Origin of the sequence: Pseudoalteromonas sp. MMG005, from assembly GCF_018101015.1 — a bacterium.
In the GTDB taxonomy this organism is placed as follows: Bacteria; Pseudomonadota; Gammaproteobacteria; order Enterobacterales; family Alteromonadaceae; genus Pseudoalteromonas; species Pseudoalteromonas aurantia.
Genome location: NZ_JAGJEK010000016.1, coordinates 100,148 through 115,088, shown reverse-complemented (window position 1 = coordinate 115,088; position 14,941 = coordinate 100,148). Strand labels below are relative to the sequence as shown.

General features: G+C 41.0%; 15 protein-coding genes and 4 tRNA genes. 9 read left to right on the top strand and 10 right to left on the bottom strand.

Features of this window, described 5'->3' with window-relative positions; all coding sequences use genetic code 11:
• Nucleotides 1-114 precede the first annotated feature (114 nt).
• The 4 genes from J8M01_RS14120 to J8M01_RS14105 all read left to right on the top strand — a co-directional run bounded on the left by J8M01_RS14120 (nucleotide 115) and on the right by J8M01_RS14105 (nucleotide 619).
• Nucleotides 115-191, top strand: a tRNA-Met gene (locus tag J8M01_RS14120).
• A 66-nt stretch (nucleotides 192-257) separates the two neighbouring features.
• Nucleotides 258-334, top strand: a tRNA-Met gene (locus tag J8M01_RS14115).
• 65 nt (nucleotides 335-399) lie between these two features.
• Nucleotides 400-476 (top strand) — tRNA-Met (locus tag J8M01_RS14110).
• A 66-nt stretch (nucleotides 477-542) separates the two neighbouring features.
• Nucleotides 543-619, top strand: a tRNA-Met gene (locus tag J8M01_RS14105).
• A 206-nt stretch (nucleotides 620-825) separates the two neighbouring features.
• On the opposite strand, the gene J8M01_RS14100 is transcribed toward J8M01_RS14105, so the two are convergent.
• From J8M01_RS14100 to J8M01_RS14075, 6 genes are all read right to left on the bottom strand, one after another.
• Nucleotides 826-2,010 (bottom strand): dipeptidase, encoded by a 1,185-nt coding sequence (locus J8M01_RS14100; RefSeq protein ID WP_211058409.1) that lies wholly within the window; start codon nucleotides 2,008-2,010, stop codon nucleotides 826-828.
• Nucleotides 2,011-2,079: 69 nt separating this feature from the next.
• Entirely contained in the window at nucleotides 2,080-2,319 is a 240-nt protein-coding gene (locus J8M01_RS14095) for a YheU family protein (RefSeq protein WP_210996859.1), read from the bottom strand.
• Nucleotides 2,316-3,299: a hydrolase gene (locus J8M01_RS14090; protein ID WP_211058408.1), complete on the bottom strand. Its 984-nt coding sequence runs from the start codon at nucleotides 3,297-3,299 to the stop codon at nucleotides 2,316-2,318. Before J8M01_RS14090 ends, J8M01_RS14095 begins: the two co-directional genes overlap by 4 nt.
• 179 nt (nucleotides 3,300-3,478) lie before the next feature.
• Nucleotides 3,479-3,622, bottom strand: coding sequence for a hypothetical protein (locus J8M01_RS14085; RefSeq protein WP_192506031.1), 144 nt, complete (start codon nucleotides 3,620-3,622; stop codon nucleotides 3,479-3,481).
• Between the two features lie 118 nt (nucleotides 3,623-3,740).
• Complete coding sequence (locus J8M01_RS14080) at nucleotides 3,741-4,205, bottom strand: TIGR02444 family protein (protein WP_211058407.1); 465 nt, start codon at nucleotides 4,203-4,205, stop codon at nucleotides 3,741-3,743.
• The gene (locus J8M01_RS14075) at nucleotides 4,202-6,121 is read right to left on the bottom strand and encodes an ATP-binding cassette domain-containing protein (protein ID WP_211058406.1); all 1,920 of its coding nucleotides are present in this window, start codon (nucleotides 6,119-6,121) and stop codon (nucleotides 4,202-4,204) included. Before J8M01_RS14075 ends, J8M01_RS14080 begins: the two co-directional genes overlap by 4 nt.
• Before the next feature lie 131 nt (nucleotides 6,122-6,252).
• Between J8M01_RS14075 and J8M01_RS14070 the strand changes: the two genes are divergently transcribed.
• Nucleotides 6,253-6,453 (top strand): YheV family putative zinc ribbon protein, encoded by a 201-nt coding sequence (locus J8M01_RS14070; protein WP_192506028.1) that lies wholly within the window; start codon nucleotides 6,253-6,255, stop codon nucleotides 6,451-6,453.
• 20 nt (nucleotides 6,454-6,473) lie between these two features.
• On the opposite strand, the gene J8M01_RS14065 is transcribed toward J8M01_RS14070, so the two are convergent.
• Nucleotides 6,474-6,686, bottom strand: coding sequence for a SlyX family protein (locus J8M01_RS14065; RefSeq protein WP_210996855.1), 213 nt, complete (start codon nucleotides 6,684-6,686; stop codon nucleotides 6,474-6,476).
• Nucleotides 6,686-7,672, bottom strand: a complete 987-nt coding sequence (locus J8M01_RS14060; RefSeq protein ID WP_210996854.1) for a hypothetical protein — start codon at nucleotides 7,670-7,672, stop codon at nucleotides 6,686-6,688. The genes J8M01_RS14065 and J8M01_RS14060 overlap by 1 nt, the downstream gene beginning before the upstream one ends.
• Before the next feature lie 247 nt (nucleotides 7,673-7,919).
• On the opposite strand from J8M01_RS14060, the gene fkpA reads away from it, so the two are divergent.
• A complete protein-coding gene (gene fkpA / locus J8M01_RS14055) occupies nucleotides 7,920-8,672 on the top strand; it encodes an FKBP-type peptidyl-prolyl cis-trans isomerase (RefSeq protein WP_192506025.1) in 753 nt (250 codons plus the stop codon).
• 80 nt (nucleotides 8,673-8,752) lie between these two features.
• Here fkpA and rsd read toward each other — a convergent pair whose 3' ends face one another.
• Nucleotides 8,753-9,223 (bottom strand): sigma D regulator, encoded by a 471-nt coding sequence (gene rsd / locus J8M01_RS14050; RefSeq protein WP_192506024.1) that lies wholly within the window; start codon nucleotides 9,221-9,223, stop codon nucleotides 8,753-8,755.
• Between the two features lie 457 nt (nucleotides 9,224-9,680).
• On the opposite strand from rsd, the gene hemE reads away from it, so the two are divergent.
• Nucleotides 9,681-10,745: a uroporphyrinogen decarboxylase gene (hemE, locus tag J8M01_RS14045; protein WP_192506023.1), complete on the top strand. Its 1,065-nt coding sequence runs from the start codon at nucleotides 9,681-9,683 to the stop codon at nucleotides 10,743-10,745.
• Nucleotides 10,746-10,831: 86 nt separating this feature from the next.
• On the opposite strand, the gene speE is transcribed toward hemE, so the two are convergent.
• Nucleotides 10,832-11,692 carry a polyamine aminopropyltransferase gene (gene speE / locus J8M01_RS14040; RefSeq protein WP_211058405.1) on the bottom strand — a complete coding sequence of 287 codons (861 nt, stop codon included), beginning with the start codon at nucleotides 11,690-11,692 and terminating at the stop codon, nucleotides 10,832-10,834.
• 329 nt (nucleotides 11,693-12,021) lie between these two features.
• On the opposite strand from speE, the gene speA reads away from it, so the two are divergent.
• A complete protein-coding gene (gene speA / locus J8M01_RS14035; RefSeq protein ID WP_211058404.1) occupies nucleotides 12,022-13,902 on the top strand; it encodes a biosynthetic arginine decarboxylase in 1,881 nt (626 codons plus the stop codon).
• A 124-nt stretch (nucleotides 13,903-14,026) separates the two neighbouring features.
• Nucleotides 14,027-14,902, top strand: a complete 876-nt coding sequence (locus J8M01_RS14030; protein WP_192506020.1) for an acyltransferase — start codon at nucleotides 14,027-14,029, stop codon at nucleotides 14,900-14,902.
• The last annotated feature ends 39 nt before the right edge of the window (nucleotides 14,903-14,941 follow it).

The following is a 14,941-nucleotide window of genomic DNA, read 5'->3' as shown; positions in this document are numbered from 1 at the left end:
AATTGCTTGCATTTAAAATAGAATCCTATACTATAGCGACCTCTTCAAAAGACAAGTTTAAAACATTGTTTTTTAGGAGAATAAATTTTAAGCGATTTCACTTAAAATTACAGGCGCGGGATGGAGCAGCCTGGTAGCTCGTCGGGCTCATAACCCGAAGGTCGTCGGTTCAAATCCGGCTCCCGCAACCAATTCTTTTTTGATTTGGTAGCCAAGTTGTCATGTAGAGCAACTTTAAATAATTTCTGCAGTACAGGCGCGGGATGGAGCAGCCTGGTAGCTCGTCGGGCTCATAACCCGAAGGTCGTCGGTTCAAATCCGGCTCCCGCAACCAATTCTTTTTTGATTTGGTAGCCAGTTGTCATGTAGAGCAACTTTAAATAATTTCTGCAGTACAGGCGCGGGATGGAGCAGTCTGGTAGCTCGTCGGGCTCATAACCCGAAGGTCGTCGGTTCAAATCCGGCTCCCGCAACCAATTCTTTTTTGATTTGGTAGCCAAGTTGTCATGTAGATCAACTTTAAACAATTTCTACAGTACAGGCGCGGGATGGAGCAGCCTGGTAGCTCGTCGGGCTCATAACCCGAAGGTCGTCGGTTCAAATCCGGCTCCCGCAACCAATTCCTGTACATAATTCTACTTATTTCTTCTTAATATATCATTCTTAGTATTTCTCAATTATTTTCTAAAGACTCCCTTTACCTTATCTTATGTTTTGAATGACGATTAGAAAATGAGGTTTACTGCTTGCAAAACATGTGAAGCGTGATCGGCAATGAGAAGAAGGTATAGCGATGAGGTCAACGCCGCCATACCGACAAACAGGTTAAAATTGTCTAGCGTATTCTTCTGCTTGACGCCACACCCTTAAGGTATTTCCCCCTAAGATTTTCTTGATTTGGCCTTGGGTATAATTTCTATCTAAAAGACCTTGTACTAAATTAGGATAAGTCGACACATCTTTTAGACCAATAGGCAGAGAATCACCTACTCCGTCGTAGTCAGACCCAATACCAACATGATCGATGCCAATAAGCTTAACAACATGATCTATATGATCAAGAACTTGTTCAAGCGTGGCAAATGGGAAAGGGTTTTTTGCACGGTATGCAGCCGCAAAATCGGTTGGAGTATTGCCGCTCTGTTGTGCTGCTTTTTGTGCTTTATTACGCACATCATACCAACTTCGAGAGCTTGCCGTGACAAAGCTTGAGCCAAAATTTATCTGGATAACACCACCATTTTTTTTGAGTGCTTTTAACATTTTGTCATCCATGTTGCGCTCAAACCCAGGGGTATATTTACGTAATGATGAGTGAGATGCGATAACGGGTACTTTGGATATTTCCATTGTTTGATAAAATGCGGCGTCAGAAATATGTGATACATCAATGAGCATTCCGATTTTATTCATTTCAGTTACTAGCTTCTTACCGAATGGGCTGAGTCCTTTCCATTTTCTACGAATATCATAAGATGAATCAGAAATATGGTTACTTTGTGAGTGTGCTAAGGTGATATAGCGTACACCGCGGTCAAAAAAGTGCTTGAGGTTTTTCAGCTCCCCTTCAATAGGTGAGCCATTTTCCATCCCCATCGCAATAGACATCTTCTTTTGTTTAAAGTGTACATAAATGTCTTTGGTTGAGTATGCAATTGCAAACTTATCAGGGGCTCTGAATGCGAGTGCTTCCATGCCATCTATCAGTTGATTAGCTAGCTGGTAGCTTTTACCTTTCCCTTCAAACTCTAAGTTGGCCGGAATATAAATAGACATAAAAGGGGCGTTTAATCCCCCTTTTACCGCTCTGGGATAATCAAAATCACCTGACTTGGTGGCCTTACTTACGTCATCCCATTGTTCTTTAAGTCGATATGGTACATCAATGTGTGTATCAATCAGGATGTTTTGTTGTGCGAGACGATGGGCGAGCTCTGATGCTTGATAATCTTTTGCATGTACACCGGATATCATCAGTGCTAGTGCGCAAAGAGAATAACGTAAGGTCATGATTTTGCCTTTTTAGTTTAGTTATTAGCTCTAAACTATAACTGAAAATGCAACAGGGCAAAACCAGCTTTAGCTGTAATCCTCACTTTGCATGGCTTGAAATTGGGCTTTTGTGACAATGTTGACAGATTCATGCAGTTCTGAGAATACAATCAGCGCTTCCCCTGCGGTGAGTAGCGCTTTGACATGGGCTATTTTTTCTTCAGTGGAATACTCATGCTCGCCGTAGTCGGTGCCTTCTCGCAAAACATAGTGCTCAATTAAATTAGCCAGTGTGGTTGGGTCAAGTTGTTGCATAGGAATGATCATACTTTTTTATCCATATTGGCCAATGTAGTAAAATAGTGAGGTACAGCTTGCTCTAACCAAAAGAAGGGTTTAAATGGGTTCACGCCACTAATAAATCCGACATGCCCACCACGCTCTGACACCGCTAACGTAACGGCACTACTAACTTGTGCTTCATGGGGGATGGCTTGTACAGACAACATTGGGTCATCTTTAGCGTGAATAAGCAAGGTAGGGGTTTGTATATGCTTTAAATAGGGTTGAGCACTGGCTTGATGATAGTAATCTTCCGCATTGTCAAAACCATGTAGTGGAGCAGTAATTTGATTATCAAATTGCCACAAATCGTCGAAGTTATTCAGGGTCACTTTATCTAAAGGCAATACACTTTGAATAGTTGGTAGCTTACGGGAAAACGACTTCTTCATTCTGTCGAGCAAGTACTTTTGATAAAGACCATAGCAACTGCTACGTATGACTTGGCATGAAGATGAGAGGTGATATGGTGCAGAAATGACGGCGGCACCTGAGAGCTTACATGTATGGCGTTGTTCACCTAAATACTTTGCTAGTACATTTCCGCCCAATGAAAAACCGACCGCATAAAGCGGGCTGTCAGCATAGCGCTGTTTCAGTGTTTTAATTAAAAAGCTTAAATCGCTGGTTTCACCACTGTGATAGGCGCGTGCCAGTTTATTTGGTGCGCGAGAGCAGTTACGAAAATGCATAAGTACTGCGTTGAAGCCTTTCTTACTGAGTGCGTTAAGCATCCCTTTAGCATAAAAGCTATTAATATTACCTTCTAAACCATGCAGAATTATCGCGATTGGGGCACTGGGCTTTTTGTTTTTGGCCCATGCAAGTTCAAGGAAGTCACCATCAGGGGTCGTCAGTTCCTCAAAATAGACAGGTACTTTTTGAAATGGTCTAAAAAAACGCGGCAGTATGGTTTGCACATGCCGGTTGCGCATCCACCATGCACCTTTAAATGAGTAATCCATAAAACATCTTGCTATCAATGGGTCGATTAGTTTAACAAAAAACGCTGAATGTGTTGAGGCTTAAATCGGCACGATCGCAGATAATAAAAAGCACCCGACTAACTAGGTTAGTAAGGTGCTTTGTGCGTCGTGCTTAATTCGTCTACATTGAGAGTGTATATTGTTGTTTTATGTGTGCTTTATTGTTCAGGTACTTCTGCGTCATTAATTTTCTTGATAAAGTAATACACATAAAATAGACACAGCCCAATCACAATCCCCAAAAATCCGAATGACAAGAATAATACTGGGTCAGTAAAAAAGTCTCTGAAGAATACGTTCATGGCCGTGACTCCTAATTAGTTGATGTATTCATCTTAGAGGAGGGGCTTACGAAGGATTATGATCAAGATCAAGTTTTTTAAGCGTGCTACGAGGGTTAATTCACTGATTTGATCTTGATCATGTTTTTGTGGCGAAAAAGCATTGTTTTAAGGCTAGTGCGTGGTGCTCATCAAGGTAAAACGTCAGGTTATTTGAGGCGTTGTTATGGTTCAAAGTATCAGATTCGAGGTGTTCTATAAGTAATTGCTGTTGAAACTTCTCAAGTGCTAATTCACTTGTTAACAGCTGCTTTCGCAATGACTGATAAGCCGGGTGGCGTTGATAAGATGCCTTGATGTGTTTGCGCAATTGCCTGTGTTGTAACAATGTTTGTGCGTCTATATCCGAACACAGATCTGCTAATGCTTTAACTTGTATTGGCGTTAATTGTATTTTTTGTTGCTCTAGGTAAAGTAATAACAAGCATAGGTTTATGTTTTTATTATGCTTATCTTGTAGTGACAACAACAGCTCCTTGATGTTAGGCAGGGCATAGCTAGCGCAAGAAAATTGCCAAAACAGCGCAGCAGAGAGTGCGTTCATGCACTCATACTCTGTTCAAAATGGCGCTCTTTCCCTTCCAGTTCTTCTAATGCCATGAGCAAATCTTCTTCAACTTGGTTAAGCTTTGGTGTCACGAGCGCTTGCTTATTGAGTAAGTCAGTCAACTTAGCCTTGTTATCTTCATGATACAAACCGTTATCCGCTAACTGCATCTCAATCGTGGCCAACTCATCGGAATGCTTATCTAGCGCTTTTTCTAGCTTTTCAATTTGCTTTTTTAACGGTTGCACTGACTTTCTAAATTCGGCTGCTAGGCGCTTTTGTTCTTTACGATTACTACTAGAGTGACTTTTTGTGTCTACTTCCGGTTTCTTCGCGGCCTCTTTGTTTGCATTTAATAACCACTGATAATACTCATCAAGGTCATAACCAAATTGGGTTACCGTCCCATTATCAACGAGGTAGTATTCATCGGCTGTATTTTTTAGCATGTGGCGATCGTGTGATACGGTGACCATGGCGCCCTCAAAGCCTTGCAATGCCATAACGAGTGCATGACGCATTTCTAAATCTAGGTGGTTGGTCGGTTCATCAAGTAACAATAAATTGGGCTTTTGATAGACTAACATCGCAAGTACGAGTCGTGCTTTCTCTCCGCCAGAAAATGGTGCAACTGGATCAAGTGCTTTGTCACCTATAAACGCAAATCCGCCTAAAAAGTCACGTAGGGATTGTTCACTGGCTTTGGGGTCAAGACGCTGTAAATGTGTGATTGCATTTGCTTGTAAGTCTAATGACTCAAGTTGGTGCTGTGCAAAATACCCGATATTTAAGCCTTGATGTTGGAATACTTCACCTGCTTGTGGTGCTAGCTCGCCGGCAAGTAATTTAATGAGAGTTGATTTACCCGCTCCGTTGCGGCCTAACAGGGCAATGCGGCTACCTGGAACAAGGTTTAATTTAATTTTATGTAAGATAGTGACATCACCATACCCAGCAACAGCATTGTCTAACGTCATAAGTGGGTTAGGCAATACTATGGGGTCAGCAAACTCAAAGTTGAAGGGGGAGTCTGCATGCGCTGGCGCAAGTTTCTCCATTCGTTCTAGCGCTTTAACCCGACTTTGCGCTTGCTTTGCTTTACTTGCTTTTGCTTTAAATCGTGTAATAAATTGCTCTAAATGTGCAATATGTTCTTGTTGCTTTTCAAACAAAGCTTGGTGTTGTGCCATTCTTTCAGCTTTTTGACGTTCAAACTGAGAATAATGGCCTTTATAAATATTTATGCGCTGTTGATCTATATGCCAAATTTGGTCAATGACGGCATCTAAAAACTCTCTATCGTGAGAAATTAGTACCAGAGTGCCAGTATATGCTCGCAAGAAACGCTCCAGCCAATAAACCGCATCTAAATCTAAATGGTTAGTTGGTTCATCAAGCAGCAGCAGATCAGCATCACGAATGAGCGCTTGGGCTAGATTTAAACGCATACGCCAACCACCAGAGAAGGCACTCACAGGGTTATCTATTTGCGCATTTGTAAACCCCAAGCCATGTAGTAATTCACCCGCTTTAGATTCAATGCTATAGCCATCAATGAGTTCAAGCTTTTGATGTACTTTGGCTTGTATTGCACCGTCACCGCTCGCCTCAGCTTGCTGCAAAGTGATGCGGCATTGATAATATTCGTGATGACCTTGCAGCACATATTCAAGCGCACTGATGTCTAATGCCGGGGTTTCTTGTTTTACCGAGGCAATAGACCAATCTTTAGGAAATTGAAAATCTCCAGAGTCTAATTGTAATTCACCTTTTAGTAGCGCAAATAGAGTGGATTTTCCACAGCCATTGGCGCCGACTAAGCCAACTTTATGTTCAGGGAATAAAGTGGCATTAGCATTTTTTAAGAGTGTTTTACCACCACGAAGTAACTCAATATCAGACAGCTGGATCATAGTTTCAATTCTAAATGTGCATTGGGTACATCATAACATGATCTGCTTAATCCTGTTCAAGCGTATCATGCACAGTCGCTTTAGGATAAAATGGGATGGTTGTTATATAACCCAGTAGTAGGGGAACATTTGTGAAACAGAAAAAACGCTTTATTGCAGGCGCATCGTGTCCAGAGTGTAAAAAAATGGATGTGATGATGCTATTTAAAGAACATGATGTGGAAAAGGTCGAATGTGTTGAGTGTGGTCATATCATGACACAACCAAAAGCAGCCGTGCAGGCGTCGACTCGCCAGTTTGAACAAGTTATTGGTGTGTTTAAGCCAGAATAAACTGGCTGAATAACGAAAGGTTAGTAATGGGGAGGAGGTGGTTCTTGATGTTGTGGAATAATACCAGACTCATTGGTTTCCTTCATCTTTTCACCAATTAATTCAATTTGGCGCTGCATCTTCGCTAGGCGCTTTTGATGAGTTTGTAATTCATCATTGAGTGTGTCTATCGTGTCATCTTGAAAAGACACTTTAGCCTCTAATTCCATAACGCGGTTTTCTAAATCAGTCATCAACGGTTTACTCGCTTAAATCGTTCTAGTAGTCCACTAGAGCTTTCTGTTAATAGTGCTTGGTCTTGGTTTACAAATGCCACATCAAATACAACGGCTGATTTAGGTCGGCTCCCAGATCTGGGCTCAACAAGCCAAGATCCAAGCTTTTGTCCATCATTTACCTGCCATAAATCCATTTGTCGACTGGGTGAACCGGTAAGTAGCAGTTCACTACTTTGATTGAAACGCACAGCACTAAAAATTTTCTGTCGGGCAATATACTGTAATTGCGAGACAAGATCACCTGAAGTCAGTTGCCATATGCTGGCTTTTTTTAAACTGTCTGCGGTAAATGCATACTGCCCACTGGCATCTAATGCGACTTTTGTGACTCGACTTGGGTGATTAAATCGATGAATTACCTGCCCAGTTTTGGTATTCCAGAAGTAGGCACTGTAATCATTTGCGCCAGTTAAAGCAAAATGTCCATTCGGTGATAATGCGATACTATTAATTTTTTCTTGATGTCCAAGGAACTCTATGCGCCTTCCGCTTTCTAAGTCCAGATGTACAACAACGTTATCGCTGCGACCATAAAGTATGTAACGGCCCTGGTTGCTGATTGCAATGTCGCGAATAGTGCCTGTTTTTATTTGATAGAAACCTTGGTTTTTGCCATTTTTTATATTCCAAATGGCAAAAGTATTATTTTCGGCAGTAACGGCAAAGCTATTATCGTATGCAATAGCCAGTGAGTGGACGAGGTTTTCATGCTCAGATGATTGGTGCCATTGATATTTTAGCCCATGGCTATCATTGTCCCATAGGCTGACACCATGTTCGACTGAGGACACTAAACTGTAACGTCCATCTTGAGAAAGCGCAGCTGTGAATGCCCCCCGTGCGGCGTGTTCAACAGTAAACTCAGCTTGGTTAGTGCCATCAGAGCAGCTTATAAGCAAAATTAATAGTGATAGCAGGGCGACACGAAAAACATTGGGCATAATATCGGTATTTTCCCTTAACGTCATGTAGTGCAAAGGGTAGACTATATATAATCTGCCCGTTAGAAGTAGTATGTTATTAGATACTAGCGTATCAAGTACACAAAGTCGCGTTAACTTATTCTACGTTTAGCGTTTGAATTTGGCATCTACTGCGATGAATGATAATGTGGCTACAATAGATTTAACCATTAATATAATATTAACAGACTACCGTTAGGTATGTCGGAAAGAGAGAATAGACAGAATGAAACAGACGATTAAATTGTCTTTGATTGCTGCGTCAGTTTTAGCATTAACTGCATGTAATCAAAAAGCTGAAGAAAAGCCAGTTGAAGTTAAACTAGAAACAGAGCTACAACAACAAGCTTATGGCATTGGCGCTTCAGTAGGTAATTTCTTGCAAAAAGACCTAGCTGATAAAAAAGGTTTTGGTGTTGAGCTAGATCAAGCGTTACTTATGCGTGGTTTTCAAGACGCATTAGCGGGAGAAGCAAAACTAGATGAAGCTAAAATCCGTGAAGTCCTTACTGCGTTAGATACATCGGTACGTGAGTTACAAGCTGAAAAAACCAAAGTAGATGCTGAAAAGAATAAAGCTGAAGGCGAAAAGTTCTTAGCAGATAATGCACAAAAAGCAGGTGTAACCGTTACTGAGTCAGGTTTACAGTATGAAGTATTAAGTACAGGTGAAGGTAAAAAGCCATTAGTCACTGACGTTGTTAAAGTACATTATAAAGGCACTTTAATTGACGGTACTGAGTTTGATAGCTCGTATTCTCGTGATGAGCCAACTACTTTCCCATTAAATCGTGTTATCTCAGGTTGGACTGAAGGTTTACAGTTAATGCCAGTTGGGTCTAAATACAAGTTTACTATTCCAGCGAACTTAGGTTACGGTGAGCGTGATCTAGGTAAAATCCCAGCAAACTCGACTTTAGTATTTGAAGTTGAATTACTGGAGATCCAAGAAGAAAAAGCGGAAGCTGCTGCGGAGTAATTCATTTCTCCAGCATCAGCAAAAAGGGCCTCAATAGGCCCTTTTTTAATTGTTGCTAACGTTCCGCAATGGCATAGCTATTAACGACTATAATTGGCATAGAGGTTATCAATCAACTCATCTTCTAACTCGAAGCGCAGTTCCAGTGTTTCACCTAATTTAGATAAATCACTATCAAACTCTACCAATGGGCTTTCTTGAGAGGCTTCGGCATATTTATCATTGAAATCTAAAGCAAGGTCAGTTGTATCAGCAATTCTAGGATAAAGCGCTTGCGCTAATTGTGCGCTTTCAGGGCCTTTTTCCTTACAGGCTTCTACGATGTTATCGTAGATTTCAAAATGGCCAGCGGATAAATAGTCCATAAGAATCTGACAGAAAGATTGAATTTGTACCTGCTCTGGTAAAGCTTGTTCATTCTTATCGTAAGGGGAAAATCCAGCTATTTTACAATAAAGTAATAACAGCTCTTGACGTTCAGCCAACCATGCATCAATAACACTATGGCTACCTCCCCATTTTTGTTGGGCTTGTTCTAACCTAGAAAGCATAGCGGACTCCTTTAGCGGATTGTTTTCCTCTATGAAAAGGAAATCTGCTGCAAAGGTCAACCTATTTTTATTTTATTTCACCAAAACTGGTGTAGGTATTTGATTTTTAATGAGTTGTTGTTTTGGGTAAATCAGTCGCTTTTCACAAGAAAAAACCACCCGTAGGTGGTTTGTAAATGAGTTTAGCTCTTTGATAATAGTTGTTATTTTTATTATAAAGGTGTTTTGTTGTTATTTTTGTAACGCGGATATTTTATACCAAGCTTTTACCTCTGTTGCAAACAAATTAATAAATTGTTTTACATTTTGTTACGTAGCAATGGGCTAACTTTCTGAATTTCAGTCTCTTTTAATCTAGATCATATTCCCGTATTTTGGTGCTTGCTTTTAATAGAGCGTTTGCGTGGATGATGATACAATCTGCTCAATTTTTAAAGCTTTGGAATTGAGAGCCGCTATGAGCGAATTGAAAAATGATCGTTATTTACGTGCGTTAATGAAACAACCTGTTGATGTCACGCCAGTATGGATGATGCGCCAAGCAGGTCGATATTTACCTGAGTATCGTGCAACTCGCGCACAAGCAGGTGATTTTATGAGCTTGTGTAAAAATGCAGAATTGGCATGTGAGGTTACTTTGCAGCCGTTGCGTCGTTATCCACTCGATGCGGCTATTTTGTTCAGCGACATCTTGACTATTCCAGATGCAATGGGCCTTGGTTTGTACTTTGAAACTGGGGAAGGGCCTAAGTTTGAACGCCCTATTAGTTCTTTGGCTGATGTGCAGAAAATCCCCAAATTAGATCCTACTGATGAGCTGGGTTATGTGATGAATGCGGTCAGTACAATTCGCCGCGAATTAAAAGGTGAAGTGCCTTTGATTGGTTTTTCTGGCTCTCCTTGGACACTTGCCACATATATGGTGGAAGGGGGCAGTAGTAAAACCTTTGGAAAAATAAAGAAAATGGCGTTTGCTGAGCCTAAGACATTGCACCTGCTGTTAGACAAATTAGCGGATTCAGTGATTGATTACTTGAACGCGCAGGTAAAGGCGGGTGCACAGTCGTTAATGATTTTTGATTCATGGGGAGGTGTCTTAAGTCCTCGCGATTACAAAGAGTTTTCATTGCAATACATGCATAAGATTGTAGACGGTCTCATTCGTGAAAATGATGGTCGAAAAGTGCCCGTAACGCTATTTACAAAAAACGGGGGTCAGTGGATCGAAGCGATTGCAGCGACTGGTTGTGATGCAGTAGGCTTGGATTGGACAATTGATATTGGTGATGCTAAACGTCGCGTGGGTGATAAGGTTGCCTTACAAGGTAATATGGATCCATCAATGCTACATGGTACGCCAGAGCGTATTCGTGAAGAAGTTCAGCACATTCTAGCTGGATTTGGTGAAGGCAATGGCCATGTCTTTAATTTGGGCCATGGTATTACTCCGGAAGTGGATCCTGAGCATGCGGGCGTTTTTATTAATGCAGTTCACGAATTTAGTGCGCAGTATCATAAGTAAGCACTTCTAGATGATAGTGGCTCATTTGCAGAAAACCCAAGCGATTGCTTGGGTTTTTTGTATTTATGGGGTCCGTTTTTCAAGTGCTATTTGGCAAATGCGCGTTTCATAAAGTTAGGAGTTGCCAGTGCACCTTTGTGAATGCCTGTATTATAGTAATCGGTATGAAATAGTGCTTTATCAGCATCTTGCTCTCTGAAGCCTGAGAACCCTTCGCCCTTACGGGCCATCGTTGATGACCATAAGCCACTTGGGTAAATCGGTTGCGGAAAGGGTAAAGTTTGTAAGTCAACAAACCCAACATCTGTCATAGCATCACGCATTTCAATGAGTAGCGGCATATGCATTAGGGGAGATTCACTCTGTTGGATCATGATCCCACCTGTACGTAAAGCGTTTAAGCAGCTTGTATAAAAAGCATGGTTGAAGAGCCCTTCACCAGGCCCTACAGGGTCGGTACCGTCAACGATAATGACATCAATAGATTCAGCATCCGCTTCTTTCATAAATTTTATGCCATCATCAAACATGATGGTGGCTCTTGAGTCATTATTCGATTCACACAGTTCGGGGAAGTATTTAAGCGACATTTGTGTTACCACTTCATCGATGTCGATTTGCGTAACACGTTCAATATCTGGGTGTTTTAAAACCTCACGCAGGGTTCCACAATCCCCTCCCCCGATAATAACGACATTCTTCGGTGCTGGGTGAGAAAACAATGCTGGGTGACTCATCATTTCATGGTAAAAGAAGTTTTCTCTGCTGCTGACCATAGTACAGCCATCGATTATCATTAAGTTGCCAAAGTCGGTGGTTTCATACATTTCAACATTCTGGAATGGAGATTGGATCTCATCGAGTTTTCTGTTGATACGCAGAGAAAAGGCGCTGCCATCACGGTCACTTACTTCGGTAAACCAACGGTTTGCTTCTAGATTTGCCATATATATTTCACACTTACTATTCAATTCGGGTAATTTTGCCAGTGAGCACGTGTTTGCTCAATCTATTTTAGCGTATTTTCGCTAAAAGCTCATGTTTCATCTGAGTTGTCATTGATCGAGCTTTGATTTGGCTAACAAGGAATAACAAAGTGAGGCATGCTTAACGGTTGTTTGATATATGTATTGCTTCTAAACTTTGCATCAAAGTGTGACTTTCGCACTTTTGAAAAAATATAAGCGTATTTTCACGAAAGAGACGTGAATTTTGTTCGCCAATAGTATGCGCTAGTATTAAAATACGCCTTTCAAATTGAGTAAGTGAGATTGCCATGAAATGGGGCTTAGAGACAGCGCGAGATATCTATAATGTTGCACATTGGAGTGATGGCTATTTTGATATTAACGATCAAGGTGAGCTCGTTGCATTCCCGGATGGGGAAAAAAGGACTCCGGCAATCTCATTGACCGAACTGACTGAACAATTTAAAGCAGAAGGCTTAACATTGCCGGTTTTAGTCAGGTTTACAGATATTCTGCAGCACCGTGTTGATACTATGACAGAGGCGTTTTCCTTGGCTTGTGAACAAAAGCAGTATCAAGGTCACTATACCTGTGTTTATCCGATAAAAGTGAATCAACAACGTTCGGTGGTGAGTAAACTATTAGCTCATCCGAGCGGGTTAGTTGGTTTGGAAGCCGGATCTAAGCCTGAATTAATGGCTATTTTAGGTCTTACGAACAAAGCGATTACCATTGTGTGTAATGGTTATAAAGACAGTGAGTTTTTACGTCTTGCATGCATTGGGCAAGCGATGGGTCATAACGTTAACGTGGTGGTTGAAAAGCTTTCTGAATTAACCTCTCTCATTAAAGAAATTGACGACTTAGACATTGAACCAGCGATTGGTATTCGGATCCGATTAAACTCAGTTGGCAAAGGTAAATGGCAGAATACAGGCGGTGAAAAAGGTAAGTTTGGATTAACTGCGGGGCAAGTATTAGAAGCTGTGGAGACTTTAAAACGTCATAACAAACTACATTTAATGAATTTGGTACATTTCCATATCGGATCGCAAATTGCCAATATTCGTGATATTCAACGGGCATTAACGGAATGTGCCCGTCATTTTGCAGAGCTCTCTCGATTAGGCGTGCCCTTAAAAACGGTGGATGTGGGCGGTGGCCTAGGTGTGGACTACGAAGGTTCTGGGTCACGAAGCGCTTGCTCAATGAATTATACGGTAGCGGAGTATGCTCGTAATGTCGTGAGTGCTTTTGCGGATGTATGTGACCAACATGATCTAGAGCATCCTGCGATTATCACCGAATCAGGTCGTGCACTTACAGCGCATCATGCGGTGTTAATCACAGACGTTATTGATATTGAAAAAGCGCCAAAGCAAACGTCAAATACACCACCGAATAAAAGTGATCATGCTATTTTGCACCAGTTATGGCAAGTACTCCATCGCATCACACCACGCTTGGCATTAGAGGCTTATCACGATGCAATGCATTTATTTAGCGAAGCGCATGGTCAATATGTGCATGGTTTAGTGAGCATGACGCAATGGGCACAAATTGAATTAATGTATTTCACTATTTTGCATCAAGTTCGCGAAACATTAAGCGATAATGCACGTTCACACCGCGAAGTGTTGGATGATTTAAATGAGAAGTTGGCTGACAAGCTTTTTGTGAACTTTTCTTTATTTCAATCATTACCTGATGTTTGGGGGATCCAACAGCTATTCCCTGTAATGCCGATAGAGTCTTTAGACCAACCATTGACTCAAAGGGCCATTATCCAAGATATTACCTGTGATTCTGATGGACAGATCAGAGAATATGTTGAAGGCTCGGGAATTGAATCAAGTTTGCCAATACCGCCTTATCAATTTGGTCAGCAATACCATTTAGCCATGTTTATGGTTGGAGCTTATCAAGAGATATTAGGTGATTTACATAACTTATTTGGTGATACTGATTCTGTGCATGTGGAGTTGACGGAGCAAGGATATACGTTAACCAATGCAATTAAAGGGGATAGCGTGGCTGATGTTTTGAAATTTGTACATTATGATCATGAAAAACTGTCTAATAATTTTGTTGAGCAAGTGAGCAAGTTGGATATTGAGCATGATTTAAAAGCGCAATATTTAGCTGAATTAAACGCAGGATTAGCAGGGTATACCTATTTTGAAGATTAAGCTTTTTATTGGCTTAGGTTTTTCGTAGCATAAAAACAAGGTATTATTCTCAGTCATGAATTAGGCTCGCATATGTAGCAAGATGTTAGCCTTTTGACTTAGGTTGTTGTAAAGGAAACATTGAATGTCGTTGTTACGTCGCATTATCAGTTTATTCTTGTATGCCCTGAATACGTTAGTTTGGTTTATACCCATTTTCTTATTTGGCTTATTGAAGTTGTTACCAGTCCCTATATGGCAAAAACTTTGCAGTAAACTGGCCAAAGAGTGTGCAAGCATGTGGGTTGCAGGCAATAACTGTAATCAGAATTTAATCACGCCATTTGAGCTAAATATAACAGGCTTAGAAGATATTAAACGTAAGGATTGGTATTTGGTGATTGCCAATCATCAAAGTTGGGTCGATATTGTGATTATGCAACGCGTTTTACATAGAAAGATCCCATTCTTAAATTTCTTTTTGAAAAAGGAATTATTGTACGTGCCAGTGCTAGGTTTGGCTTGGTGGGCGCTAGATTTCCCATTTATGAGCCGAACCAGCAAAAGCCAATTGCGTAAAAATCCGAAGCTCAAAGGCAAGGATATAGAAACAACGCGTAAAGCCTGTGAGAAGTTTAAAACTATGCCTGTGAGTATTGTAAACTTTGTGGAAGGCACACGTTTTACTCCAGAGAAGCATCAGCGCCAAAAAAGTCCGTTTGACCATTTATTAAAGCCAAAGGCCGGTGGCATTGCATTTGTGATGCAAGCGATGGGTGAGCAAATTAACAAAGTGGTGAATGTGACAATTCATTATCCAGACGGGATCCCAAACTTTATCGACTTTGTCAGTGGCAAGGTAAAAAGAGTAGATGTGCACATTGATGTAATGCCTGTAAGTGAAGAGCTAATAGGGGATTACAGTAACGACAACGAATTTAGAGTGCGTTTTCAGTCAGAATTAAATCGTTTATGGAGCGACAAAGATCAGCAGCTTGAAAAATTACAGCACGTTAAATAGACCGCAAGATAGGTGTGGGGAGCATGTGTAAATACGCTT

Coding starts and splice junctions, on each gene's coding strand:
- J8M01_RS14100 (WP_211058409.1), bottom strand. CDS start 2,010: ATGACCTTACGTTATTCTCTTTGCGCACTAGCACTGATGATATCCGGT.
- J8M01_RS14095 (WP_210996859.1), bottom strand. CDS start 2,319: ATGATCATTCCTATGCAACAACTTGACCCAACCACACTGGCTAATTTA.
- J8M01_RS14090 (WP_211058408.1), bottom strand. CDS start 3,299: ATGGATTACTCATTTAAAGGTGCATGGTGGATGCGCAACCGGCATGTG.
- J8M01_RS14085 (WP_192506031.1), bottom strand. CDS start 3,622: ATGAACGTATTCTTCAGAGACTTTTTTACTGACCCAGTATTATTCTTG.
- J8M01_RS14080 (WP_211058407.1), bottom strand. CDS start 4,205: ATGAACGCACTCTCTGCTGCGCTGTTTTGGCAATTTTCTTGCGCTAGC.
- J8M01_RS14075 (WP_211058406.1), bottom strand. CDS start 6,121: ATGATCCAGCTGTCTGATATTGAGTTACTTCGTGGTGGTAAAACACTC.
- J8M01_RS14065 (WP_210996855.1), bottom strand. CDS start 6,686: ATGACTGATTTAGAAAACCGCGTTATGGAATTAGAGGCTAAAGTGTCT.
- J8M01_RS14060 (WP_210996854.1), bottom strand. CDS start 7,672: ATGCCCAATGTTTTTCGTGTCGCCCTGCTATCACTATTAATTTTGCTT.
- fkpA (WP_192506025.1), top strand. CDS start 7,920: ATGAAACAGACGATTAAATTGTCTTTGATTGCTGCGTCAGTTTTAGCA.
- rsd (WP_192506024.1), bottom strand. CDS start 9,223: ATGCTTTCTAGGTTAGAACAAGCCCAACAAAAATGGGGAGGTAGCCAT.
- hemE (WP_192506023.1), top strand. CDS start 9,681: ATGAGCGAATTGAAAAATGATCGTTATTTACGTGCGTTAATGAAACAA.
- speE (WP_211058405.1), bottom strand. CDS start 11,692: ATGGCAAATCTAGAAGCAAACCGTTGGTTTACCGAAGTAAGTGACCGT.
- speA (WP_211058404.1), top strand. CDS start 12,022: ATGAAATGGGGCTTAGAGACAGCGCGAGATATCTATAATGTTGCACAT.
- J8M01_RS14030 (WP_192506020.1), top strand. CDS start 14,027: ATGTCGTTGTTACGTCGCATTATCAGTTTATTCTTGTATGCCCTGAAT.